Genomic DNA, 24,891 nt, shown 5'->3' with positions numbered 1-24,891 from the left:
GCCTGATCCGCAATGTCGGTCCATCGGCCCCTGCGGTCAATGGACTGCGTCGCACGGCCGCGCACCGGCGGCCCGTCAGAACACCGGCTGGTCGGCCAGGACGACGGCGCCCTGGCTGCGCATCCGGTCGCTGCTCACCCGCTGCATCACCGCCTGGGCCTGGGGATCGGCCATCACCCCGCCCAGCATGACCAGGGCCTTGGCGGCTTCGGTCTGGACGCCGAACATTTCGGACAGGGCCTGCCACGGCGACTTCTCCTTGGGGAAGTGTTTGAAGCGCACGGACTGGTCGGCGGGAATCTTGGCCAGCTCCTTGGCCTTGGCCACGGCCTCAGTCAGGCCGCCCATCTGATCCACCAGCCCCAGCGGCAGGGCCTGGGCGCCGGTCCAGACGCGGCCCTTGGCGATCTCGCGCACCCTTTCGACCGGCAGTTTGCGGCCCGTCGCGACGCGGCTGATGAAGTCGTCGTAGATGCGGTCCATCTGGCCCGAGAAGGCCGCGCGCTGGGCCGGGGTGAAGCTCTGGCCGGGCGAGAAGGCGTCGGCGTATTCGCCGCCCACCGTCAGGCCGCGCATGTCCACGCCGAACCGGCCCAAGGCGTCGGCCAGCACGAACTTGCCGCCGAACACGCCGATGGATCCGGTCAGGGTGGTGGGCTGGGCCACGATCCAGTCGGCCTCCGAACTGACCCAATAGCCGCCCGAGGCCGCGTAGGCGCCCATGGAAACGACCACCGGCTTGCCGGCCGCCCGCGCCGCGCGCACGGCGGCCAGGATCTGTTCGGACGCCTCGGGCGAGCCGCCGGGCGAAGAGACGCGGAAGACGATGGCCTTCACGTCCTTGTCCTTGATGGCGTCGTAGATGGCCTCTGCCGTGTCGTCGGAATGGATGGAGGAGCCGCCGCCGAAGCCGCCCCCGCCGCCCCGGCCGGTGACGATGGCCCCCTCGCCGCCCACGATGGCGATGGCGTTGCGGCCCGAGCCGGTGCGTTCGCCCTTCTGGCTGAGATATTTGCCGAACTCGACGATCTCGGCGCCCTTGCCCGCGCGGCCCTTGACGGCGATCTCGGCCTCCTCGACCTGACCCACCTTGTCGATCAGCTTGTTGGAAAGCGCCTGTTCGGCCGTATAGGGGCCGGCCTCGATCAGGGTCTTCAGCGCCGGGGCCGTGGTCTTGCGATCCTTGGCGGCATTGGCCAGGGCCGTGTCGTAGATGGAGGTCATCCAGGCGGTCATGGCCTCGCGGTGGGGCCCGGTATAGTCGCTCTGGGTGTATTCGTTGACGGCGTTCTTGTATTCGTAGCGCTGTTCGAACTCGGGCTTCACGCCGTATTTCTGGAAGGCGCGGCCCAGGAACAGGCTGTCGGCCGAGAAGCCGGTCGCCTGGAAGCCGGCGGTGTTCTGCATCCACAGCTCGGACGTCGAGGCCCCGACCATATAGGTCGACATCACCGCGCCGGAGGGGGCGAAGCCCTGGCTGTGGGCGATGACCGGCTTGCCGGAGTTGCGGAAGCGGTGGATGGCCTGGCGCAGTTCGTCGGCGGTGGCCGGGGTCATGCCGCCTTCGGGCAGGCGGATCAGCACGGCCTTGACGCTGGCGTCGCCTTGCGCCTGGTGCAGGCCGTCGACCACCTGGGTCAGGGCCAGGCCCGAACCGCCGAAGGCCGCGAACGGATTGGACGAGGGCTGGTCGGTGACGCCGCTGCGCAGATCCAGCTCCAGCACCGTATTGACCGGGATCGTCGGCTTGGACGACGAGGCGACGGCGACCGTCAGCAGAACCACGGGCACGACGACCACGAACAGGATCAACCCGGTGAAGACACCCAGGACCGTCAGGAAGAATTGCTTCATCGGATGAGAAAACGCGCGTTCGCAGGCCGGAAATGGCCGGGCCAGCATAGGGTGCCGTGGGCCGCCGTCAAATGAAGCTGTCGCAGGACTTGGCCCGACGCCGCCCGTCATGTTGCAATGCAGCGGCGACGATTGATGCAGACGGCGAAAATCCCTATATGAGGCGCCTGTCGGCGCGGCTTGAAATCGCGCGTGTGTTACGAGGAGACCGCAGATGCTGGTCACCCTGATGAAGTCCAAGCTGCACCGGGCCACGGTGACCCAGGCCGATCTCGACTACGAGGGATCGATCGCGATCGACATGGACCTGCTGGACGCCGCGGGCATCTATCCGCACGAACAGGTCGACGTGCTGAACATCACCAATGGCGCGCGCTTCACCACCTACGCCATCGAGGCGCCGCGCGGTTCTCGCGTGATCGGCGTCAACGGCGCCGCCGCCCGCCTGGTCCAGAAGAACGACAAGGTCATCGTGGTCACCTATGGCCAGATGCCCCAGGAAGAGGCCCGCCAATGGAACCCGAACGTGGTGCTGCTGGACGACGCCAACGAGATCAAGCACGCCGGCTGAAGCCGCCTCTTCTCCACAGGCTGTGAAGGGCGGCGCAGGGTTCGCCCCCTATCGCCAACCGATAAAAAGGCCCGCCGTCGCCGGCGGGCCTTTCTTCTTTTCCGTCAAGGTTCAGCGACCGATGTCGTAAACGCCCGTGATGTCGATCCGCACCGTCAGTTCGCCGGCCGAGACGGGCGTCGACACGTCGGCCGAGGCCATTTGCGCGCGCGCGAACATCGGCATCGGCGGCTGGGGCGCATAGCCGCCGCCCTCGGTCAGGTTGCGGATGCCCGACAGCTGGACGTTCAGCGACTGGGCGTACAGCTGGGCCTTGGCCTGAAGGTTGCGGACGGCCAGCTGGCGCGCCTGGTTCTCGGCCGCCGTGGGGTCCTTCAGGCCGAAGCTGATGCCGTCGATCTGATTGACGCCGGCCGCGACCACGGCGTCGGCCGTCGTCCCCACCTTGGTCAAGTCGTTGATGACCACCGTCACCCGGTTGACCGCCTCATAGCCGCGCAGCTTGGGCGGCTCGTTCTGCTGATAGTCATATTGAGCGGACAGATTCAGGCCCGAGGTCTGGATATCGCGTTCGGCGACGCCCGCCCGACGCAAGGCGGCGACGACGCGCGTCATCTGGGTCGCATTGTCGCGCATGGCGGCCTGAGCGGTCGGGGCCTCCGTCTGAACGCCGAAAGTGATGGTGGCCATATCGGGCGCCGTCTTGACCTCCCCATAAGCCGACAGGTTCAGCGACGGCGCGGGCTGCATCATATGCATGGCTCCCATGGAGGGTTGGGCGGTCTGGGCCATGGCGCGCGGCGTGGCGGCGGCCATGAAGGCGGCGGCGGCGACCGCGCCGCCCAGCGCCAGCGTCTTCAGGGCGGGCGTGGTCTGGCGTTTGGCCGGGGCCGTCAGGGTGCGGGTCATGCGATTTGTCTCCGTATTCGATCCAGAAGCGACAGGCTCGTCGATCCGTTGCGTGGACCTTGGCTGTTCTCGCCTGAATGAACGCCCTTCGCGGCCTTGCAGTTTCCGTTCATCTTCATGAATTCGACGAAAGACGACCTTCTGATGCGCGCTCGCTTGGCAAATCGCGCCCGCGCCTGCTAGGCGAGACCTCTTCCGCCAAGGCGCGCCCTGGGGGCCTGTAGCTCAATGGTTAGAGCCGACCGCTCATAACGGTCTGGTTGGGGGTTCGAGTCCCTCCGGGCCTACCACCCCCTATGTTTTCGGCAGTGAAAACAAGGGGTTTAGAAGGTTTGACACTCAGGGTTTGACACGGGGTGTTCTATTTTGGCCTTTTCTAGCTTGGCGATGGCCGTGTCGGCCAGCTTCGCCTGGTCGGCCGAGCGGGTATAGGTTTCGGCCTCGTCCAAGCTGGTGTGACCGAGGACGGCGGCGATTTCCTTGGTCGTCGCGCCAGCCTCGGCCAGCCGGCGGCCTGCCGCTACGCAAACGTCGTCGATTGCCGCCAGCTTTGGATAGGCGTCAGAGGTGTTTTCTCAGTGCGACCGGGAAAGGGGAAAGTTGGTTCAATCAGCAGGGTTGACGTAGCCGGGACAAGATGCGAGGCAGCCCGAGTATCAGCACCGCCCGAGCGGCGGTTGAGATCTTTTTGGCAAAACGCCAAAGGAGATTTCATATGAGCTTTGATACAAGCCCTGCGATCATTGGTTATAAAGCGATAGGCGATGGTCCGCAGAAGGTCATCGTAATGCATGACTGGCATGGCGATCACACGACATATGATCCCATACTACCGTATCTTGACGGTAAAAATTTCCACTACATCTTTGCTGATCTTCCCGGCTACGGATTATCGAGCGAATACACGGTGCCGGTTAACATTCAAAAAATTGCATCGAATGTTATTGCATTGGTTGATTATCTTGATTGGCCCCGATTTCATATCGTAGGGCACTCACTATCTGCAATGATAGCCCAGTACGTTGCTGTATTGGCAGCAGATCGTGTGACCAGCCTTACTGCCATCTGCCCACTACCAGCCAGCGGTTCTCTTGCAAGTGATGATGCGCTGAGATTCTTCGCTTCTACGGCCAACGACGACGACGCATTTCGCAGGTTAATCGGGTTTTTGTCTGGTCAGCTATCCGATGGTTGGATGGATGCTAAACGGAACCGCAGCCGACTTTCCTCAACTTCGGAGGTGAAAATGCAGTATTTTCATCTTTTTCGGACAAATTTTTCCGCTGAGCTTTCCGGCTCGAATACCAAAGTCAATCTTATCCTTGGGGATCATGATCCAGGACTAGACGAGGCCACCCTTGCCCCTCTATTCCGCAATTGGTTTAGCAATCTAAGTTTGAATGTGATTCCCAATTGCGGTCATTATCCAATGGAAGAGGCCCCACCTTATTTTGTTTCTATTCTTGAGAAATTTTTGACAAGGACTTCCGTCAGCCTTTCATAACTAAATTACTGCCCCTTGGCTTTGTCGCCGTTCAGGCTGAGGGGCAGTCTTCAAACAACTCTCCGACTTTTAGAAGTGGCTATCTCTCACAATCGGGAGCCAACCATAAATCAACGAAAACGGCGGCCCCGAGGGGCCGCCGCGTCGGATCGAGATAACCTGATCGATCAGGTGACTTTCTTGGCGACGGTGAAGCCCAGCACCAGGAAGACCGCGAAAACGATCAGGGCCACGACGAACAGAAGTTTGGCGATGCCGGCGGCCGCGCCCGCGATTCCGCCGAAGCCCAGCAGGCCCGCCACCACGGCGATTACTGCGAAAATCAAAGCCCATTTCAACATTGTGTTCTCCTTTGACTGCACAACGACAGTTGTGCGGGCGGGTTCCGAAACCGCCAGGAAATCAGACACCGACTGGCCCGGATCGAAGGTGCGGACCGGGGCCGCGCGCCGCCCCTCCCCTCGTCGCCCCGACGGCCCTATATGGCGGACCTGATCGTTTTCGGAGTTTCCCCATGGCCTATGTCGCCCGCACCGACCGCCCCGCCGACAAGGCCGCGCGCTATGCTGAGGTGGAGGCGGAAATCCTGGCCGTGCTGGACGGCGAACCCAATGTGACGGCGCGGATGGCGACCGTGGCCTCGATGCTGGCCGATGCGTTTGACCACTATTTCTGGGCCGGCTTTTATGTCGTGGCCCCGGACAAGGCGGACGAACTGGTGGTCGGGCCGTATCAGGGGACGCTGGGATGCCTGCGGATCGCCTTTGGGCGCGGGGTGTGCGGGGCCGCCGCCGCGACGCGAAAGACGCAGTTGGTCGAGGACGTCAACGCCTTCCCCGGCCACATCGCCTGCGACAGCCGCTCGGCCAGCGAGATCGTGGTTCCGGTTCTGGACGCCTCGGGCGCGCTGATCGCGGTGTTCGATGTGGATGCGACGACCCCGGCCGCCTTCGACGCAGAGGATCAGGTCGCGCTGGAGCGTCTGATGGCGCGGGTGTTCCGCGCGGGTTGATCGCCCGGTTGATCGTGTGGCGGGCGGCTCTATGGTCCCCGGCGGGATGGAGGATGTGATGACCCAGCGGACAGTCGCGATCACCGGCGGGCACGGCGTCCTGGGCGGCGCTGTGCTGGAGGCGGCTCTGAACGCCGACTGGCAGGTGGCCGTCATCGACCATGCTGCGGGCCACGCGGCGCCGAGCGGGGTGTTGGAGGTCGGCGGGATCGACCTGACCGACGCCGACCAGGCCCAGAGAGCGGTGGATAGGGTGATCGCGCGGTTCGGACGGCTGGACGCCCTGTTGAACATCGCGGGCGGCTTCGTCTGGCAGACGACCGACGACGCCGCGCCGGCCTGGGACCGGATGCACGCCCTGAACGTGACCACGGCGCTGAACGCCAGCCGCGCCGCCCTGCCCGCGCTGAAGGCCGCGCCCGAGGGGCGGATCGTCAATGTCGGATCGGCCGCCGCGCTGAAGGCCGGGGCGGGCATGGGGGCCTATGGCGCGGCCAAGGCCGGGGTCCACGCCCTGACCCAGGCGCTGGCGGAAGAGTTGAAGACCACCCGCGTCACCGTCAACGCCGTCCTGCCTTCCATCATCGATACCCCCGCCAACCGCAAGGCCATGCCGGACGCCGATCCCGCCGCATGGGTCGCGCCGGCCGATCTGGCGGCGGTGATCCTGTTCCTGGCCTCGCCCGAGAGCCGGGCCATGACCGGCGCCCTGGTTCCCGTGACGGGGCGCGTCTGATGCGCGCCGACCGGGTCCGCAGCGTGCTTTACCTGCCCGCCTCCAACGCCCGGGCCATCGAGAAGGCGCGCACGCTTGAGTGCGACGTCGCCGTGCTGGATCTGGAGGACGCGGTGGCGCCCGAGGCCAAGGCCGCCGCGCGCGACGCCGCCGTCGCCGCGGTTCGAGACGGCGGGTTCGGGCCGCGCCTGGGGGTGCGGATCAATGCGCTGGACACCGACTGGGGGCTGGACGATCTGGCGGCGATGAAGGCGGCGGGCGCCACGCTGGTCGTCGCGCCCAAGGTGGAGACGCCCGAGGCGGTCCACGCCCTGTCCCACGGCTTGGCCAGGGGCTGCGCCCTGTGGGCCATGATCGAGACGCCGCGCGCCCTGTTGGCCCTGACCGACATCGCATCGGCGGACGGGGCGCTGGACGGGCTGATGCTGGGGGTCAACGATCTGGCCAAGACATTGGGGACCGGGGCGTCCCCGGACCGCGAGCCGTTCAAGCCGTGGCTGGCCGTGTTGGTCGCGGCGGCACGAACCAACGGCCTGCTGGCCCTGGACGGGGTGTTCAATCGGATCGAGGACGCCGACGGACTGGCGGCCGAGGCGGCGCAGGGGCGGATGTACGGGTTCGACGGCAAGAGCCTGATCCACCCGTCGCAGATCGCGGCGGCCAACGCGGCGTTCTCGCCGTCCGAGACCGAGATCGCCCACGCCCGCGCGGTGGTCGCCGCCTTCGCCGCGCCTGAGGCCCAGGGTCAGGGCGCGATCCGCGTGGGCGGGGCGATGGTGGAACGGCTGCATCTGGAGCAGGCCAAGACCTTGCTGGCGCAGGCGGATTAGCCTGTCTCCTCCCCACTTGTGGGGAGGAGACGGAAGCGTCGGGCCTAGCCGCCTTGAGCCAACCGCCCTAAACCTCGCGTCGAACCTCAGCGGACCCGCCTTGCCCCGACCGACCGATACGCCTTCGAGAAACCCGGCCTGGGTGTGCGCCCCCGGCGTGCTGAAGGTCCCGTTTCTCGATGTCTTCCTGGCCGACTACGACCTGCGGCGCCTGCCGGGGGAGGATGTGCAGGCGGTGCTGGGCTGGGGGATGAAGCCGACGGCGGCGGCGGGGCGACGGTGGGCCCAGAAGAACGGGCGGCCCTATGTGGCGCTGGAGGACGGGTTTCTGAGATCGGTCGGCATCGGTGAGGCGGGGGCGACCAGTCTGAGCCTGATCGTGGACGATCTGGGCGTCTATTACGATGCGACGCGGGCCAGTCGGCTGGAGCATCTGATCCAGACGGCCGACGACTGGTGCGACGCCGCCATGACGGCGCGGGCGCGGGGGCTGATCGACCGGATCATCGTCTCAGGCGTGTCCAAGACGAACATGGGCGAGCCGCTGGATCATGGCCTGCTGAAGCCCGGTCGGCGGGTGCTGATCGTGGACCAGACGTTCGGAGACGCCTCCATCGGCTATGGCCTCGCGACGGCCCGGAGCTTCGACGAGATGATCGCCGCCGCCCGGCGCGACGAGCCGGACGCCCAGCTGATCGTCAAACGCCATCCGGCGGTGGCGGCGGGGAGGAAGCGCGGCTGCGTCACCGATCTGGACGGCGTCACCCTGATCGACGCCGACGTGCGGCCCGCCGACCTGCTGGCGGCCGTGGATGCGGTCTATTGCGTGACCTCGGCGCTGGGGTTCGAGGCCTTGTTGCGCGGCCTGCCGGTGCGGTGTTTCGGGGCGCCCTTCTATTCCGGCTGGGGCCTGACGACCGATGCGGTCCAGACCGGACGGCGCGGCGTCGCGCGGTCCATCGAACAGGTCGCGGCCGCCGCCCTGATCGCCTACAGCCGCTATGTCGATCCGGTGACGGGGCTGCGGTGCGAGGCCGAACAGGCGCTGGAGCGGTTGATTGCGCTCCGCGACCGGGCCGACCGGCTGGCGGGATCGTGGTCGGCGGTCGGGTTCGCGCCCGCCAAGCGTCCGCCGGTGCGCCGCCTGCTGAACTCGCCCAAGGCGACGATGCGTTATTTCATGTCGCCGTCGCGGGCCGCCGCCCATGCGAAGGCGACCGATGGCCGACTGATCTGGTGGGCGGGCAAGGAGAGCGAGGCGACGCGCCGGGCGGCGGCTTCGTTTGGCGGCCCGACGGTGCGGATGGAGGACGGCTTCATCCGTTCGCGCGGCCTGGGGTCCGATTTCGTCGGCGCCCTGTCGGTCGCCCTGGACGACCAGGGCGTCTATTACGACCCGTCGCGGCCCTCGCGGCTGGAGACCCTGATCGAGACGTCCGACCTCTCGCCGGTTCAGCTGGCGCGGGCGGCGGGCTTGCGGACGCGCGTGGTCGATGCGGGCCTGTCGAAATACAATCTGAAGGGTCACGCGCCCACCGGGTGGACGCCGGACAGGATTGGGGATCGCGACATCCTGCTGGTCGTCGGTCAGGTCGAGAACGACAAGTCGATCCTGCTGGGCTGCGCGCCTGATCTGAACACCAACTCTGCCCTGGTCGAGGCGGCGCGGCGCGATCATCCCGACGCCTTCCTGGTCTATCGCAACCATCCCGACGTGCTGGCGGGCAACCGGCCTGGGCGGCTGGACGCGGGGGCCATGGCCTCGGTCGACGCAGTGGGCGACGGGCTGGACATCGTGGACTGCCTGAGCGCCTGTCGGCGGGTGGCGACCCTGACGTCGCTGACCGGGTTCGAGGCCCTGATGCGGGGCAAGGCGGTCTCGGTCTATGGGCGGCCCTTCTATGCGGGATGGGGCCTGACCGACGACCGGTTGGGGTTCGAGCGCCGCAGTCGCCGGGCGACGGTCGATCACCTGGTCCACGCCGCCCTGATCGCCTATCCCCTCTATGTCACGCCCGAGGGCTGGCCGTGCGAGGCCGAGGATCTGGTGGCCCGGCTGATCGCCGCGCGCAGCCAGCCGACGCCCAGGGCGCCGCGCGGACAGGTGCAACGCTGGGCCGCCGGCATCATCGCCAGTCTCGACCGCAGGCCGCCGCCGTCCTATTGACGCGTTCGGATGGAAACGGACTGTCCCGAAGCAGCGAGACGCCGCGCGTCGAGCGACAGGAACGACTATCCTCAAGCAGCGAGGCCTCGCGGGCCGAGCGATAGGAACGACTATCCTCAAGTAGCGAGGCCCCGCGGGCCGAGCGATAGGAAAAAGAACAAAGTGACCCACGCCGTCATCGCCTCAACCGGCCTCTTCACCCCCGAACAGTCGGTGTCCAACGCCGAACTGGTCGACAGCTACAACGCCTGGGCCGACGGCTGGAACGCCCGCCACGCCGCCCAGATCGAGGCCGGCGAACTGGAGGCCAAGGCCCACTCCTCGCCCGAGTTCATCGAAAAGGCGTCGGGCATCAAGAGCCGGTTCGTGCTGGACAAGGCCGGGATCATCGATCCCGAGCGGATGGCCCCGAACCTGGCCGAACGCTCCAACGACGAACTGTCGATCCTGGCCGAGATGGCGGTCAAGGCGGCGCGTCAGGCAATCGCGGCCTGGGGCAAGCCGGTGTCGGAGATCGGCGCGGTCCTGTGCGCAGCGTCGAACATGCAGCGCGCCTATCCCGCCATCGCCATTGAGGTGCAGCAGGCGCTGGGGATCGAGGGCTTCGCCTTCGACATGAACGTGGCGTGCAGTTCGGCGACCTTCGGCATCAAGACGGCGGCCGACTTCATCGGCGGCGGCTCGGTCAAGGCCGTGCTGATGGTCAACCCCGAGGTCTGTTCGGCCCACCTGAACTTCACCGACCGCGACAGCCATTTCATCTTCGGCGATGTGGCGACGGCGGTGATCGTGGAATCGTCCGACACGGCGGGTCCGGGCGGCTGGGACGTGTTGGGCACGCGGCTGAAGACGACCTTCTCGAACAATATCCGCAACAACTTCGGATTTTTGAACCGCAACGCCCGCGACACCGCCCATCTGGACAGCCCCCAGGCCGACGACAGCGTCCAGAACGACAAGCTGTTCATCCAGCAGGGCCGCAAGGTGTTCCGCGACGTGGTGCCGATGGTGTCGGAGATGATCGTGGATCACGCGGCGGAGCTGGGCGTCGATCCGCACGGCCTGACGCGGCTGTGGCTGCACCAGGCCAACATCAATATGAACACCATGATCGGCAAGAAGGTGCTGGGCCGCGAACCGTCCTCGGACGAGAACGTCATCATCCTGGACGACTACGCCAACACCTCCTCGGCCGGGTCGATCATCGCCTTCCACCTGCACAACGACGGGTTCGCGGCGGGCGAAACGGGCCTGATCTGCAGCTTCGGCGCAGGCTATTCCGCCGGCACCGTCTTCGTTCGCAAGCGCGCCTGACGTCTGAAAGGCGGCGTCAGCGGGTCGGATCGAAATTCGTCGTGATGTCCTCTCGTGAGAGAACCAAAGCCTGCGACCCGCGTTATCGCAGGTTAATTCGCATCCGCGCTGATTCTTTCGCGGCCACGCTTGAAACTGTCACAAGTTTTTGTCACCCATTCTTTCGTCGAGAACAGGGGACGTCCCAGATGGCTCACAACACGCCGAAGCAGGTTCTGGAAAGCTTGGCCAAGGACATCGCCGCCGTGCTGAAAAGCATGGGCGGTTCGGCGCATCAGAATATGGTTGTCGACTGCGTCGCCGCCATGAAGCGTCAGCGCGGCGAGGCGGTCAATCCGCCCGATCTGCGCCAGAAGATCATCGAAACCTTCGAACAGTATCGCGACTGGTTCGTGCGCCCGTTCGGCGAGGGTTCGCAACGCTGGGCCCTGGCCGGCGACTTCGCCTGACACTGTGATAAAAGACGAAAGGCGCGCTCCTTGCGGAGCGCGCCTCGTCGTTTGACCTGATCGTCTGGATCAGAAGCGACGGATGTAGCTGACCGAATAGGCGTCGGCCTTGCCCGCGTCGTCGCGGTAGTCGCGGCGTGTCCAGTCGGCGCGCACGCCGTTCACGCCATCCACGAAATAGTTGGCGCCCGCGCCGTAGTTCCAGCTGTCGCCGCCGACGTCGGTGTCGGCGCCCGGGAACTTCTGCTTCAGTTCGGTGTGGCCGTAGCCGCCGCGTGCGAACAGTTCCAGCTTGTCGGACACCGGCACCTTGCCGACGACATAGCCCGCGGCATCCCACTCCTGCTTGATCTCGCCATCTACGCCGGCGACGGTGAAGTCGTCATGTTTGACGCCGACCGAAGCTTCGGTCTCGACAGCCAGGTAACGGTTCAGGTTCACGCCAAGACGACCCGTGACGGCGCCGGTCGTTGCATTGTCACCTTCAAGATGAGTGTAGCCCAGCGAGCCGTAACCACGCGGCTCGGGATTGGTCTGAGCAAATGCCGGCGCGGCGATTGCGGAAACGGCGACGGCGGCGAGAAGAATGTTACGCATTGTTTCTTATTAACTCCTAGATGCGATGACCGAGCCGATCATCAGCCCCATCCAGCGAGTGCTTAAATAGGTCACGCCCTTTTCTGTTCCAGAGGCAGTCAAAAGCTGCGAATGCCTGTTGACGGCAAGACACACACGCCGTTCCGCCAAGATTGGCAGTTTTGTGACGGACACGAAAAAGGGCGGCCTCGCCGGAGGCCGCCCTTTCATCTTTTCCACCCGTCATCCTCGGGCTCGACCCGAGGATGACGGATCTTGGATAGCCCTACCGGTCCTTCTCGCGCTCCACGTTCAGCGCCGCCTGGGCGGCCGCCAGACGCGCGATCGGCACGCGATAGGGCGAGCAGGAGACGTAATCCAGGCCCGTCTTCTCGCAGAAGGCGATGGACGAAGGATCGCCGCCATGTTCGCCACAGATGCCCAGCTTGACGCCCGGACGCGCGGCGCGGCCCCGCTCGGTCGCGATCTCGATCAGGCCGCCGACGCCGTCCTGATCCAGACGCACGAAGGGATCGTTCTCGAAGATGCCCTTGTCCAGATAGGCCTGCAGGAAGCGGCCCGAGTCGTCGCGGCTGATGCCGAAGGTCGTCTGGGTCAGGTCATTGGTGCCGAAGCTGAAGAACTGGGCGTATTCGGCCAGGTCCCCGGCGCGGATGGCGGCGCGCGGCAGTTCGACCATGGCGCCGACCAGATAGTCGACGTCCTGACCCGCCTCGGCGAACACCGCCTTGGCGGTGCGGTCGGTCAGTTCGCGCAGATATTTCATTTCCAGACCCGTCGCCACCAGCGGGTGCATGATCTCGACGATCGGCGCCTGGCCCGACTTGGACTTCACATCCAGAGCGGCCTCCAGCACGGCCCGGACCTGCATCTCGTAGATTTCCGGATAGGCCACGCCCAGGCGGCAGCCGCGATGGCCCAGCATGGGGTTGGTTTCGTGCAGTTCCCTGGCGCGCCGCTTCAGCTTGTCGGCGTCGATGCCAGACGAGGCGGCCAGGGCGTCGATGTCCTCGTCCGTGTGCGGGATGAACTCGTGCAACGGCGGGTCCAGGAGGCGCACCGTGACAGGCAGGCCCGCCATGATGGTGAACAGTTCCACAAAGTCGGACTTCTGGAACGGGGCGATCTTGGCCAGGGCGGTGCGGCGGCCCTTTTCGTCGTCGGCCAGGATCATCTCGCGCACGGCGGCGATGCGGCTGTCGTCGAAGAACATGTGCTCGGTGCGGCACAGGCCGATGCCCTCGGCGCCGAAGCCGCGCGCGGTCTTGGCGTCCAGCGGGGTTTCGGCGTTGGCGCGGACCTTCAGGCGGCGCACCTTGTCGGCCCAGCCCATCAGGGTCTGGAAGTCGCCGGTCAGCTCCGGTTCGATCATCGGCACGGCGCCGTCCAGAACCTCGCCCTTCGAGCCGTCTATGGTGATGATCTCGCCGGCCTTGAAGGTGCGGCCGCGCGCGGTGAAGAGGCCCTTGGCCTCGTCGATATGGATTTCGCCGACGCCGGACACGCAGGCCCGGCCCATGCCGCGCGCCACAACGGCCGCGTGGCTAGTCATGCCGCCGCGCGCCGTGACGATGCCGCGCGCCGCGTGCATGCCGTGGATATCCTCGGGTGACGTTTCCTCGCGCACCAGGATGACCGCCTCGCCCAGGCCGGCCGCGCGTTCGGCCTCGTCGGCGTCGAAGACGATCTTGCCGGTCGCGGCGCCGGGCGAGGCTGGCAGACCGGCGGCGACCACGGTGCGGGCCGCGTCAGGGTCCAGCGTCGGGTGCAGCAGTTGGTCCAGCGCCGACGGCTCGACCCGGCTGATGGCCTCTTCCCGAGAGATCACGCCCTCGGCGGCCAGATCGACCGCCACCTTCAGCGCCGACTTGGCCGTGCGCTTGCCGTTGCGGGTCTGCAGCATCCAGAGCCGGCCCTGTTCGACCGTGAACTCGATGTCCTGCATGTCGCGATAATGGCTCTCCAGCGTGTTCACCACCGTGACGAACTGGCCGAACACCTCGGGCATGGCCTCTTCCATCGAGGGGGCGGTCTCGCCCATCTCCTCGCGGCCGACCTTGGTCAGGCTCTGCGGCGTGCGGATGCCCGCGACGACGTCCTCGCCTTGCGCGTTGATCAGGAACTCGCCGTACAGGCGCGCCTCGCCGGTCGAGGGGTTGCGGGTGAAGGCCACGCCCGTCGCGGACGTCTCGCCCATGTTTCCGAACACCATCGACTGGACGCTGACGGCCGTGCCCCAGCTTTCGGGGATGTCGTGCATGCGGCGATAGAATTTGGCCCGATCGTTCATCCAGCTGGCGAAGACGGCGCCGATCGCGCCCCACAACTGGTCCTTCGGGTCCTGCGGGAAGGCGTGGCCCAGTTCGCGCTCGACCACGGCCTTGTAGTCGGCGACCACCTTCTGCCAGTCCTCAGCCGTCAGGTCGGTGTCGACCGTGACGCCCAGACGATCCTTGTGCTGGTCCAGCACCTCTTCGAAATCGTCGTGGCTGAGGCCCAGCACCACGTTGGAATACATGGTGATGAAGCGGCGATAGGAGTCGAAGGCGAAGCGGCGATCGCCCGACAGGGTCGCCAGACCCTCGACCGTCTGGTCGTTCAGGCCCAGGTTCAGCACCGTGTCCATCATGCCCGGCATGGACGCCCGCGCGCCCGACCGCACCGAGACCAGCAGCGGATTGCTCACGTCGCCGAACACCTTGCCGACGATGCCCTGAACCTTCTCCAGCGCGGCCTGCACCTGGGTCTCCAGATCGGCCGGATAGGTTTCGTTATTGGCGTAATAGTGGGTGCAGACTTCGGTGGTGACGGTGAAGCCCGGCGGCACCGGCAGGCCCAGGGACGACATCTCGGCCAGATTGGCGCCCTTGCCGCCTAGAAGGTTCTTCATCGACGCATCGCCGTCGGCGGAGCCTCCGCCGAAGCCGTACACCCACTTGGTCATCTTGCAGTCCCTGAGCTTTTCGGATCGTCCGGCGGGTTCGCCCCGCTCGCACATGCAGCACGATCTAGCGCGGAGGAACCGGCTTGGCCATGGCGGATGTAACAATCCGTGACCGGACGGGCCGTTTCCTTGACGGCGAGCGTGCACAACCTTGACATCCTTGTCCCCTCCCCATGGAATGGGGAGGGAGACGGCGAAGCCGTGGAGGGGTTCTTGACGAACGACGGCTCCGTCTCACGCGCTCGCATTCTGCGTCGCGCTCTGACGCCGCCCGAAGCCCGACTTTGGGTCAACCTGCGCCGCCGCGCGCTGGGTGGTCTGAAGTTCCGCCGCCAGCATCCGGTCGGCGTCTATGTGCTGGACTTCTATTGCGCAGAGGCGATGCTGGCGGTCGAAGTGGATGGCGAAAGCCACGAGGGTCGTGGCGAGCACGATGCGCGACGCACGCGGTGGCTTGCGACCCAAGGCATTGCTGTCATCCGCGTCTCCGCGGAACAGGTGCGGGTGCATCTCGGTGACGTTCTCGATTTCATCGCCGACAAGGCGAGAGAGCGCATTCAAAGCTAACACATCCGTCTCCTCCCCATTCCATGGGGAGGTGGCTCGGAGCGCAGCGGAGAGACGGAGGGGTTCATCACCACATCGCAGGTTTGGGACGTCAAAAGCCCCTCCACCACTTCGTGGTCCCCCTCCCCACAATTGGGGAGGAGACGATGCGGCCCCTACCCCGCGATCTGGCCGAAGTCGGCGACCTGGCCCATCACGTCGCGGACCTGACCCAGCAGTTTCAGGCGGTTGTCGCGTTCGGCCGGGATGTCGGAGTTGACCATGACCGCCTCGAAGAAGCCGTCCACCGGGGCGCGCAGGGCGGCGAGGGCCGTCATGGCGGCGGCGAAGTCCTCGGTTTCCAGCGCGGCCTCGACGGCGGTGCGGGCGGCGCCGACGGCGAAGGCCAGGGTGGTCTCAGCCTCGGGTTGGTTCGCAAGGCCGGTCTGGACCATGCCGGTCGGCAGGGGGCCTTTCTTCTCTTCAGCGCGCAGGATGTTGGAGGCGCGCTTGTAGCCGGCCAGCAGATTGGCCCCGTCGTCCGTGGCCAGGAAGGCGGCCAGCGCCTCCACCCGACGCACGATCCGCACCAGATCGTCGTCGCCTAGGGCGAAGACGGCAGCGACGAGGTCGTGGCGCTGGCCACGGTCGCGGAGAAGGACGGTCAGACGGTCAGCAAAGAAGGCAAGTAGGTCGCCCGCAAGCGGCTGCAACTTCTTCCCGATCTCCGCGCGCTGTTTGCGGAGGCTCTCAGGAATTTCTGTTCCCCGCCCCTCAGCCTCCCAGAGGCTGATTGGATAGTTCACCAGACCTTCGAGAACCTCCGGAAGAGAGCGTTCCAACTCGGCAAGCTCGCCAATCGTTTGGCCCGGTGCAAGACTGTAGAAGCCATCTTTGAAGGAGCTCAGGTACCTGTCAACCGTCCCATCCTGGGTTACGATATACCCCCAGACGCCTACTCGCTTCATCTCTCCGACGAACGAGAGGATTTCCTGCATAGATCCAGCAGCGCCAATTAGCTCGGTTCGAGGGAAATCCCGAAGGTTCATGTGCTCAAAGTTGATAAGCGCCGTTTCGGTAAACACCTCAATCAGAGACGCCCGCACCCCATTCTCCAGCAACAACCGGATCACGCCCAACGCCGCTCTCCGCAGAGCGAACGGGTCCTTCGACCCCGTGGGCTTTTCGTCGATGGCGAAGAAGCCGACCAGGGTGTCCAGCTTGTCGGCCAGGGCGACGGCGACCGTGACGGGCGCGGTCGGGACCGTGTCGGCGGGGCCTTGCGGCTTGTAGTGGTCGCGCACGGCGTCGGCGACGGCGTCGGAATGGCCGGCGAGACGGGCGTAGTATCCGCCCATGATCCCCTGCAGTTCCGGGAATTCGCTGACCATGCCCGACAACAGGTCGGCCTTGGATAGGCGGGCGGCGGTTTCGGCCTCGTCGGCGTCGGCGCCGACCAGCGGGGCGATCTCGCGGGCAAGCGCCGCGATGCGTTCGACCCGCTCGGCCAGCGTGCCCAGCTTGGCGTGGAAGGTGACGCCGGACAGTTTGGCGTTCCAGGCGTCGAAGCCGACCTTCTGGTCCTCCTCCCAGAAGAAGCGGGCGTCGTTCAGGCGGGCGGACAGCACGCGGCTGTTGCCGGCGGCCAGGGCCTTGCCGCCGTCGGTGGCCTCGACATTGGCGACGACCAGGAAGTTGGGGGCCAGGCCCTCCTTGGACGGATCGCGGACGGCGAAATATTTCTGGTGGACCTTCATCGACAGACGCACGACTTCCAGCGGCAGGGCCAGGAACTGCGGGTCCATGTCGCCCAGGATCGGCGTCGGCCATTCCGCCAGACCCGCCACCTCGTCCAGCAGGCCGTCGTCATCGACCAAAGCCAGCCCCCGCGCGGCGCAGGCGGCCCTGGCCTGTTCCAGAATCCGCAGCTTGCGGTCGGCCACGTCGATCAGGACGAAGTTCTTCTCCAGCTGGGCGCGGTAGTCGGCGAAGTCGCTGACCCGCAAGGGGGCGCCCGAACCCATGAAGCGGTGCCCCTCGGTGATCGCGTCGGACGCAATGCCGTCGATCTCGAACGGGACCACCGCCCCGTCGAAGATGCACAGGATGCGTTTGATCGGCCGCACCCAGCGCAGGCTTCCCGTGCCCCAGCGCATCGACTTGGGCCAGGGGAAGGCGCGCACGATCTGATCGACCGTCTCGGCGACCAGATCGGCGGTCGCGCGCCCCTTGGACGACAGGACGGCGAACAGGACGCCGTCGCGCTCCACCAGCTGTTCGCGGCTCAGGCCGGTCTTCCTCAGAAAGCCTTCCAGCGCCTGGGGCGGGGCTGAGGCTTTCGGTCCCTTGACCTCTTCCTCGCGGTCGGGCGTGGCGGCGGGCAGGCCGTCGATCACCAGCGTCAGGCGGCGCGGTCCGGCATAGGTGGTCAGCGCGTCCCACGTCAGGCCAGCGGCCTTCAGACGCTCGGTCGCCATCCGCTCCAGGTCGCGCGCGGCGCCCTGCTGCATCCGGGCGGGGATTTCTTCGGAGAAGATTTCAAGGAGGAGTTGGGGCATCAGGGTCTCAAATCTGTCCGCTCATCCCCGCGAAGGCGGGGACCCAGCGCTTTGGGCGCACAACCGGCGCCGTATGGGCTTCAACCGCAATCCTAGACATCGCGCCTCGCGACAGGACTGGGTCCCCGCCTTCGCGGGGATGAGCGGAAGGGAAAATCACGCCGTTTTCCGCTCTTGTTCGACGTAAGCGAGGGCGCAGGCTTTGCAGAGTTCGCGGATGCGGCCGATGTAGCTCTGACGTTCGGCCACGGCGATGGCGCCGCGCGCATCCATCAGGTTGAACAGGTGGCTGGCCTTCAGCACCTGATCATAGGCGGGCAGGACCAGGGGCTGGCCCTGCGGCCCGCGCATGTCCAGAAGGCGCTGAACCTCGGACACCATGTCCTCGAACCGGCGCTTCAGCCCGTCCACGTCATAGCCGTGGAAGTTGGCCTCTGACTGCTGGCGCTCGTTCTCCAGGAACACCTCGCCATAGGTCAGACCCTCCTTGGTGAACTTCAGGTCGTACACATTGTCCACGCCCTGCACATACATGGCCAGACGCTCCAGCCCGTAGGTCAGCTCGCCCGACACCACATCGACCTCGATGCCGCCGACGCCCTGGAAATAGGTGAACTGCGTCACCTCCATCCCGTCGCACCAGACCTCCCAGCCCAGCCCCCAGGCGCCGACGGTGGGGTTTTCCCAGTCGTCCTCGACGAAGCGGATATCGTGCAGTTTCGGGTCGATGCCGATGGCGGCCAGCGACCCCAGATACAGTTCCTGCAGATTGTCCGGGTTCGGCTTCAGTATGACCTGATACTGGTAATAGTGCTGGAGCCGGTTGGGGTTCTCGCCATAGCGGCCGTCGCCGGGACGGCGGCTGGGCTGGACATAAGCGGCCTTCCACGGCTTTTGCCCCAAGGCGCGCAGGACGGTCGCCGGGTGCAGCGTCCCCGCCCCCACCTCGATGTCATAGGGTTGCAGGATGGCGCAGCCCTGATCGCCCCAATAGCGGTGAAGGGTCAGGATCAGGTCCTGAAACGCGAGCGGCTCAGTCGGGGTGGTCAAATCGGGCTCGGGAGGGGCTGCAAAAAAGACGGCGGACCATAGGGCCCGCCGCCTCTCGCTTCAACACGCCGCGTCCCTACATTCTGCGGCGGACGCGGATCGGTCCGTTTCAGGGCTGCGCCGCCAGCCGGGTCGACTGAACCCAGGCGGTCGGATGATGGTCGGCCAGGGCGACAGCCGCCGCCCTGGCGGCCTCGACAGTGGGATAGAAGCCAGCCACCGTCGCGCCGGACCCGGACATCCGCGTCAAGGCGACGTCGGGCGTGGCGGCGACGGCGTCGAGGGCGTCGGCGATGGCGGGCGTCAGGGCCACAGCCGGCGCCTCTAGATCATTGCGCTGGGCCGACAGCCAGTCGATCACGCCGCCGACGCTCCAGTCTGCGGGCGGCGCGGGGCGGTCCGCCGACGCGACAGGACCGGCGTCATAGGCCCGGTAGACGCCGCCGGTGGGCGACGGGACGCCCGGATTGAACAGGACGACCGGCAGGGGCGGCAAACGCGGTTCGTCGGTCAGCAAATCGCCGCGCCCCTCGGCCCAGGCGCTCCGCATCCGCAGGCACATGGGACCATCTGCGCCGACCACGGCCGCCACCGCCTCAAGCCCCGCATCATCAATGTCGAGCGCCAGGACTTCGCGCGCCAGCTTCAGCGCCGCGCCCGCGTCGGACGATCCGCCGCCCAGACCCGCCGCGATGGGCAGCCGCTTGTCCAGCACCAGCTTCAACCCCGGCTCGCCTACACCCGTCGCCTCGCCCAGCCGCCGCAGGGCCCGCAGGATCAGATTGTCCCCGTCGCCCGACAGGCCGCCCGCGAAGGGACCGACGATATCCAGCGACAGCCGCGCGGCGGGCTGAGCCGACACCCGGTCGCCCACATCGGCGAAGGCGACCAGACTGCTGAGCGGATGATAACCGTACCCGTCCACGAGCCCGACATGCAGGAACAGATTGATCTTGGCCGGGGCCAGGGCGGTGCGGACGGTCATGGGCGCTGACTAACCCAAGCCCTTGCACATTTCATCCGCTCATCCCCGCGAAAGCGGAGGCCAGTGCTTTCGCGCCACCCAGAGAACTCTCCATTCGTCATTCCGGGGCTGAGCGCAGCGAAGAACCCTTCGGACGCCCCGGAATGACGGTTCAGCGCCGTGCGCGGATCAGTTGGAGACGCCGCCCGTCGAACCCGGCTTATCCAACCCGTCGGCGATCTTGCGTTCGACTTCGGCGCGGCGTTCGTCGTCGGGGTCCAGCACCAGGACGCGGTTCCACAGCCAGACGGCCTCGCGCTGGCGGCCCACCTTCCAATAGGCGTCGCCCAGGTGGTCGTTGATCTCGGCGTTGGCCGGCTCCTTGTCGACGGCCTGTTCCAGGTTGTCGACGGCGGTCTCGTACTGGCCCTGTTTGAACTGGGCCCAGCCCAGCGAGTCCTGGATGTTGCCGTTGTCGGGTTCCAGCGCATGGGCGCGGGCGATCATGGCGGCGCCTTCCTGGATCCGCAGCCCCTTGTCCACCCACAGATAGCCCAGATAGTTCAGCATGTCGGCGTCGTTGGGCGCGGCCTGAAGCGCGGCCCACAGTTCGGCCTCGGCCTCAGTCGTGCGGTTCAGCGCCTCATAGGCGGCGCCGCGCAGGAAGTGGACGCTGGCGCCCTGATCGGCCGTGTTCAGCACCGGGCCGTCCAGCAGGGCCAGCGCCTCTTCATGCTGCTTCAACTGCATCAGCTGACCGGCCAGAACCAGGGCGATCTGGCGATTGTCGGGGCTGGCGGCCGAGGCCCGGCGCAGTTCGGTCAGGGCGTCCTGCGACTGCCCCTCCTCCTCCAGGCTGACGGCCATCTGGGCGCGGGCGGCGGCGTAAAGGGTCGCATCCCCGGCCCCCACGCGCGACAGGGCGGCGCGGGCCGAGCTTTTCAGCCCGGCGCGGGCCAGGACCTGGGCCAGCTGATATTCGGTCTCGTCGGCGGGATAGAGGTTTTGCGCCAGGCGCAGATAGACGGCGGCGAATTCGTTGCCCCGCTCGGCCGAGGCCTGGGCGGCGGCGGTGATCAGGGACTGGGATGCGCCCTCGCGCAGATCGGGCAAGACGGGGGCCCGTCCGCCCGTCTCGGCCCGTTGCAGGGCGCGCGTCACGCCCGGATCGACCGGCTGGACGGCCATGGCCGCGCGATAGAGGGCGATGGCCTCGTCGCGGCGGCCGCGCCGCTCCATGAACTCGCCATAGGGGCGTTTGAACAGGGCGCCGATGGTCGGAGCATCGGCCGCCGCCTTCAGTTCGACCTCCGCCTCGGCGTATTTGCGGCGGCGCTCAAGCAGGGCCGCGCGATTGATGCGGGCGAAGGCCAGGGTCAGCGGGTCGCCGGCGGTCGGCGCGGGCTGCAGCGCGCGGGTCCAGTCGCCGGCCGCCGCCGCGATCCACGGCGAGACCAACAGGCCGGCGCGGGCGTGCGGCGCCCCGATCGGCTGGGCCGCCAGGGCGGCGTCGGCGGCGCGGGCGTCGCCGTGGGCGTAATCCTGAACCAGCCGCACCAAGCGCCCGCCCTCGACGAAGGCAGGCGACGCCGTGGCGTCGGTCGGGGCCAGGGCCGCCGCGACATCCAGGTCGCCGGTCAGAAGCGCGGAGGTGAAGGCCTGTTCGCGCACGCGGGGCTGTTCCGGCGCCAATCGCTCGGCCTGGGCCAGATAGTCGGAGCCTTGCGCGCCCTCCCCCTGCATCAGGGCCAGCTTGCCGGCCAGATACAGACCATAGGCGCTGCGGCCCTCGGCGTTGGTGGGGATGGGTGCCCAGACCGCCGGAATGGCCGGCGTCGCGGGCGTGTCGGTGATGATGATGTGCGGATCGGGCGCCGCATCCGGCGTGGTCGGCGTTTCCTGACCGGGAATGGGCTGGCCCGGCTCCAGGATCACAGCCGGCGGATGGCTTTGCGGCGTCGGGGCAGGCGGCGTCGTGTCCTGGGCCGAAGCGTGACCAGCAAGCGCCACGGCGAGCACGGTCAGGGAGGCGGCGAACAGGCGGGAACGGGAAGCGATCATGCCCGGACCCTTCACGGTTTCATCCGCCCCCGCAAGGGGACAATGCCCCTCTATCTTTTCCGCTCATCCGCGCTTTCGCGGGGATGAGCGGGCCATAGGATGCGTGAAGGGACCCTACATATTCGGATAGTTGGGGCCGCCGCCGCCCTCGGGCGTGGTCCAGACGATGTTCTGCGACGGGTCCTTGATGTCGCAGGTTTTGCAGTGGACGCAGTTCTGGGCGTTGATGACGAAGCGCGGATCGGCCTTGGCCGCCTCGTCGCCATAGACGACCTCATAAACGCCCGCCGGGCAGTACAGCCGCGCCGGCTCGCCGTATTCGGGCAGATTGACCCGGATCGGGATCGACGGGTCCAGCAGCTTCAGGTGCGCCGGCTGGTCTTCGGCGTGATTGGTGTTAGAGATGAACACCGACGACAGCTTGTCGAACGACAGCTTCCCGTCCGGCTTGGGATACTGGATCGGCTTGTGGTTCGCCGCCCGTTCGGTCGAGGCGGCGTCGGTCTTCTCGTGCTTCAGCGTCGGGATCGGGGACCAGCCGCCCAAGAGGGTGCGGCACCACATGTCGATCATGCCGAACGCCCCGCCCAGGGTCGTGCCGAACTTCGACAACAGCGGCTTGGCGTTGCGAACGACCGACAGCTCCTTATGGACCCAGCTCTTTTCGAAGGCCGTTTGATATTCGACCAGTTCGTCGCCCGACCGCCCGGCCTGAACCGCCTCATAGGCGGCGTCGGCGGCCAGCATGCCGGTCTTCATGGCGTTGTGACTGCCCTTGATGCGCGGCACGTTCACGAAGCCGGCCGAACAGCCGATCAGGGCGCCGCCGGGGAAGCTGAGTTTCGGGATCGACTGCAGCCCGCCCTCGGTGATGGCCCGCGCGCCGTAGGAGATGCGGGTCCCGCCCTCCAGGTGCTTGGCGATGTCGGGATGGTGCTTGAACCGCTGGAACTCGTCGAACGGCGAGAGGAAGGGGTTCTTGTAGTTCAGGTGGACGACATAGCCGACGGCCACGTAGCGGTCGCCGAAATGATACAGGAAGCTGCCGCCGCCGGTGTGTTCGTCCAGCGGCCAGCCGGTCGTGTGCTGGGCCAGGCCCGGCTGGTGCTGTTCGGCCGGCACCTGCCAAAGCTCCTTCAGGCCGATGCCGTATTTCTGGGGCGACCTGCCGTCCTGAAGCTTGTGGCGGGCGATGATGGTCTTGGCCAACGAGCCGCGCACGCCCTCGGCGATGAAGACATATTTGCCGTGCAGTTCGATGCCGGGCTGGAAGTCGTCGGTCGGCTTGCCCTCGCGGTCGATGCCGAACACCCCGGCGACGACGCCCTTGACCCGTCCCGTCTCATCGTCCCAGACCACATGGCTGGCGGCCATGCCGGGATAGACCTCGACGCCCAGCGCCTCGGCCTGCTCGCCCAGCCAGCGCGTGACATTGCCCAGAGAGGCGATGTAGCAGCCGTGGTTGTGCATGAAGGGCGGCAGCAGCGGCATCGGCAGGGGCGCCGACCCCTGCGGCCCCAGCAGCAGGAAGCGATCCTTCGTCACCGGCGTCTCCAGCGGCGCGCCGCGTTCCTTCCAGTCGGGGAACAGTTCGTTCAGTGCCTTGGGGTCGATAACGGCGCCCGACAGGATGTGGCCGCCGACCTCGGCCGCCTTTTCCAGCACGGCGACGCTGACCTCCTTGCCGTCCTTTTCCGCACGCTGCTTCAGGCGGATGGCGGCCGACAGGCCCGCCGGGCCGCCGCCGACGATCACGACATCGTAGTCCATCACCTCGCGCTCGACGCCGTTCAGCGCCTCCAGCGGCGGCAGATTGTCGATGATGGCGTCCTGACGGGCGTTCTTGGCGCCGCCTTCGATGACGTCTTCGGCCATATTTCCCCCTGAATCCCGGTTGTCCGTGTGGTTATGCCGCTTATCGGAAGGTGACGCGAGGGCGGTCAAGGCCTATCGGTACCCTGGACCATGAACGCGCAACCCCATGACATCGCTGCAGTCGAAAGCCTGCTCGCCTTCTGGCGAGATGCGGGGGTCGACGCCTGCTATGGCGATGCGCCGGTCGATCACACCCATATCGCGCCGCCCCCGGCGGTTAAGGCGGTGCTGCGCGCGACCGCCTCGGTCGCCCCGCCCCTGGCCGGACACGCCGCCGAGGACGCGGCGGCCGAGGCCCGTCGGCTGGCCGCGGGCGCCGCGACGCTTCAGGATCTGGCCGCCGCCGTCGCCGCCTTCGAGGGCTGTCCCCTGCGCGGCATGGGCGCGACCCAGTCGGTGTTCGGGCGCGGCAATCCCAACGCCCCGGTCCTGATCGTCGGCGAAGGCCCCGGCGCGGAAGAGGATCGGATGGGCCAGCCCTTTGTGGGCAAGGCCGGTCAGTTGCTGGACCGGATGCTGGCGGCGGCGGGCCTGACGGACAAGGTCTTCATCACCAACACCGTCTTCTGGCGCCCGCCCGGCAACCGCACGCCCAGCCCGCAGGAGCAGGCGGTCTGCGCCCCCTTCGTCGACCGCGCCTTCGCCCTGCTGAAGCCGCGCGCGGTGCTGCTGCTGGGCGCCGCTTCGTCCAAGTCCGTGCTTCAGGCCGAGGAAGGGATCATGAAGCTGCGCGGGCGCTGGCACGAATGGCGGCTGGCGGAAGGCGGCGTTTCCGCCCCCGTCATGCCGACCCTGCACCCGGCCTTCCTGCTGCGTCAGCCCCAGGCCAAGCGTCAGGTCTGGGCCGATCTGCTTTCGCTGGCGGTTCGCCTTGAAACGGACTCGGTTGAAGAACAAGGCTAACGGCGGCATTGTGACATGCTGACGACCATCGCCATACACGCGCCGCC

Annotated in this window: 20 protein-coding genes and 1 tRNA gene; 11 read left to right on the top strand and 10 right to left on the bottom strand. The window is 66.8% G+C overall.

Annotation, left to right across the window (positions count from 1 at the left end; genetic code table 11):
• Positions 1-75: 75 nt before the first annotated feature.
• Positions 76-1,854 carry a signal peptide peptidase SppA gene (gene sppA, locus P0Y50_08675; GenBank protein WEK38626.1) on the bottom strand — a complete coding sequence of 593 codons (1,779 nt, stop codon included), beginning with the start codon at positions 1,852-1,854 and terminating at the stop codon, positions 76-78.
• Between the two features lie 214 nt (positions 1,855-2,068).
• Between sppA and P0Y50_08670 the strand changes: the two genes are divergently transcribed.
• On the top strand, positions 2,069-2,425 hold the full coding sequence (locus P0Y50_08670) for an aspartate 1-decarboxylase (protein WEK38625.1): 357 nt from the start codon (positions 2,069-2,071) through the stop codon (positions 2,423-2,425).
• Between the two features lie 111 nt (positions 2,426-2,536).
• Here the strand turns inward: P0Y50_08670 and P0Y50_08665 are convergent, their stop codons facing one another.
• Positions 2,537-3,334 carry an SIMPL domain-containing protein gene (locus tag P0Y50_08665; GenBank protein WEK38624.1) on the bottom strand — a complete coding sequence of 266 codons (798 nt, stop codon included), beginning with the start codon at positions 3,332-3,334 and terminating at the stop codon, positions 2,537-2,539.
• 214 nt (positions 3,335-3,548) lie between these two features.
• Between P0Y50_08665 and P0Y50_08660 the strand changes: the two genes are divergently transcribed.
• Positions 3,549-3,624 (top strand) — tRNA-Ile (locus P0Y50_08660).
• Between the two features lie 425 nt (positions 3,625-4,049).
• Complete coding sequence (locus P0Y50_08655) at positions 4,050-4,838, top strand: alpha/beta hydrolase (protein WEK38623.1); 789 nt, start codon at positions 4,050-4,052, stop codon at positions 4,836-4,838.
• 167 nt (positions 4,839-5,005) lie between these two features.
• Here the strand turns inward: P0Y50_08655 and P0Y50_08650 are convergent, their stop codons facing one another.
• Positions 5,006-5,179, bottom strand: coding sequence for a DUF1328 domain-containing protein (locus tag P0Y50_08650; protein WEK38622.1), 174 nt, complete (start codon positions 5,177-5,179; stop codon positions 5,006-5,008).
• A gap of 173 nt (positions 5,180-5,352) precedes the next feature.
• Here P0Y50_08650 and P0Y50_08645 point away from each other — a divergent pair, with 173 nt between their 5' ends.
• The 6 genes from P0Y50_08645 to P0Y50_08620 all read left to right on the top strand — a co-directional run bounded on the left by P0Y50_08645 (position 5,353) and on the right by P0Y50_08620 (position 11,346).
• A complete protein-coding gene (locus P0Y50_08645; protein WEK38621.1) occupies positions 5,353-5,850 on the top strand; it encodes a GAF domain-containing protein in 498 nt (165 codons plus the stop codon).
• 58 nt (positions 5,851-5,908) lie between these two features.
• Complete coding sequence (locus P0Y50_08640) at positions 5,909-6,586, top strand: SDR family NAD(P)-dependent oxidoreductase (GenBank protein ID WEK38620.1); 678 nt, start codon at positions 5,909-5,911, stop codon at positions 6,584-6,586.
• Positions 6,586-7,416 carry a CoA ester lyase gene (locus P0Y50_08635; protein ID WEK38619.1) on the top strand — a complete coding sequence of 277 codons (831 nt, stop codon included), beginning with the start codon at positions 6,586-6,588 and terminating at the stop codon, positions 7,414-7,416. The genes P0Y50_08640 and P0Y50_08635 overlap by 1 nt, the downstream gene beginning before the upstream one ends.
• 100 nt (positions 7,417-7,516) lie before the next feature.
• The gene (locus P0Y50_08630) at positions 7,517-9,583 is read left to right on the top strand and encodes a capsular polysaccharide biosynthesis protein (GenBank protein ID WEK38618.1); all 2,067 of its coding nucleotides are present in this window, start codon (positions 7,517-7,519) and stop codon (positions 9,581-9,583) included.
• A gap of 162 nt (positions 9,584-9,745) precedes the next feature.
• Positions 9,746-10,897 (top strand): beta-ketoacyl-ACP synthase III, encoded by a 1,152-nt coding sequence (locus P0Y50_08625; protein ID WEK38617.1) that lies wholly within the window; start codon positions 9,746-9,748, stop codon positions 10,895-10,897.
• A gap of 188 nt (positions 10,898-11,085) precedes the next feature.
• Complete coding sequence (locus P0Y50_08620; protein ID WEK38616.1) at positions 11,086-11,346, top strand: hypothetical protein; 261 nt, start codon at positions 11,086-11,088, stop codon at positions 11,344-11,346.
• Positions 11,347-11,415: 69 nt separating this feature from the next.
• Here the strand turns inward: P0Y50_08620 and P0Y50_08615 are convergent, their stop codons facing one another.
• Both P0Y50_08615 and ppdK read right to left on the bottom strand, forming a co-directional pair.
• Positions 11,416-11,943, bottom strand: a complete 528-nt coding sequence (locus tag P0Y50_08615) for a porin family protein (protein ID WEK38615.1) — start codon at positions 11,941-11,943, stop codon at positions 11,416-11,418.
• 265 nt (positions 11,944-12,208) lie between these two features.
• A complete protein-coding gene (gene ppdK / locus P0Y50_08610) occupies positions 12,209-14,887 on the bottom strand; it encodes a pyruvate, phosphate dikinase (protein ID WEK38614.1) in 2,679 nt (892 codons plus the stop codon).
• A 213-nt stretch (positions 14,888-15,100) separates the two neighbouring features.
• Between ppdK and P0Y50_08605 the strand changes: the two genes are divergently transcribed.
• Positions 15,101-15,454 (top strand): DUF559 domain-containing protein, encoded by a 354-nt coding sequence (locus tag P0Y50_08605; protein WEK38613.1) that lies wholly within the window; start codon positions 15,101-15,103, stop codon positions 15,452-15,454.
• A gap of 155 nt (positions 15,455-15,609) precedes the next feature.
• On the opposite strand, the gene glyS is transcribed toward P0Y50_08605, so the two are convergent.
• The 5 genes from glyS to P0Y50_08580 form a co-directional block, all read right to left on the bottom strand.
• Positions 15,610-17,991: a glycine--tRNA ligase subunit beta gene (glyS, locus tag P0Y50_08600; protein WEK38612.1), complete on the bottom strand. Its 2,382-nt coding sequence runs from the start codon at positions 17,989-17,991 to the stop codon at positions 15,610-15,612.
• Between the two features lie 156 nt (positions 17,992-18,147).
• The gene (locus P0Y50_08595; GenBank protein WEK38611.1) at positions 18,148-19,041 is read right to left on the bottom strand and encodes a glycine--tRNA ligase subunit alpha; all 894 of its coding nucleotides are present in this window, start codon (positions 19,039-19,041) and stop codon (positions 18,148-18,150) included.
• Positions 19,042-19,150: 109 nt separating this feature from the next.
• Entirely contained in the window at positions 19,151-20,026 is an 876-nt protein-coding gene (locus P0Y50_08590; protein ID WEK38610.1) for a 4-(cytidine 5'-diphospho)-2-C-methyl-D-erythritol kinase, read from the bottom strand.
• Positions 20,027-20,194: 168 nt separating this feature from the next.
• Positions 20,195-22,066 carry a tetratricopeptide repeat protein gene (locus P0Y50_08585; protein ID WEK38609.1) on the bottom strand — a complete coding sequence of 624 codons (1,872 nt, stop codon included), beginning with the start codon at positions 22,064-22,066 and terminating at the stop codon, positions 20,195-20,197.
• A 114-nt stretch (positions 22,067-22,180) separates the two neighbouring features.
• Positions 22,181-23,836 carry an electron transfer flavoprotein-ubiquinone oxidoreductase gene (locus tag P0Y50_08580; protein WEK41552.1) on the bottom strand — a complete coding sequence of 552 codons (1,656 nt, stop codon included), beginning with the start codon at positions 23,834-23,836 and terminating at the stop codon, positions 22,181-22,183.
• 195 nt (positions 23,837-24,031) lie between these two features.
• Between P0Y50_08580 and P0Y50_08575 the strand changes: the two genes are divergently transcribed.
• Complete coding sequence (locus tag P0Y50_08575; protein WEK38608.1) at positions 24,032-24,844, top strand: uracil-DNA glycosylase; 813 nt, start codon at positions 24,032-24,034, stop codon at positions 24,842-24,844.
• Positions 24,845-24,891: the final 47 nt, after the last annotated feature.

Source organism: Candidatus Brevundimonas colombiensis (assembly GCA_029202665.1).
In the GTDB taxonomy this organism is placed as follows: Bacteria; Pseudomonadota; Alphaproteobacteria; order Caulobacterales; family Caulobacteraceae; genus Brevundimonas; species Brevundimonas colombiensis.
This window is presented reverse-complemented; position numbering and strand designations above follow the sequence as displayed.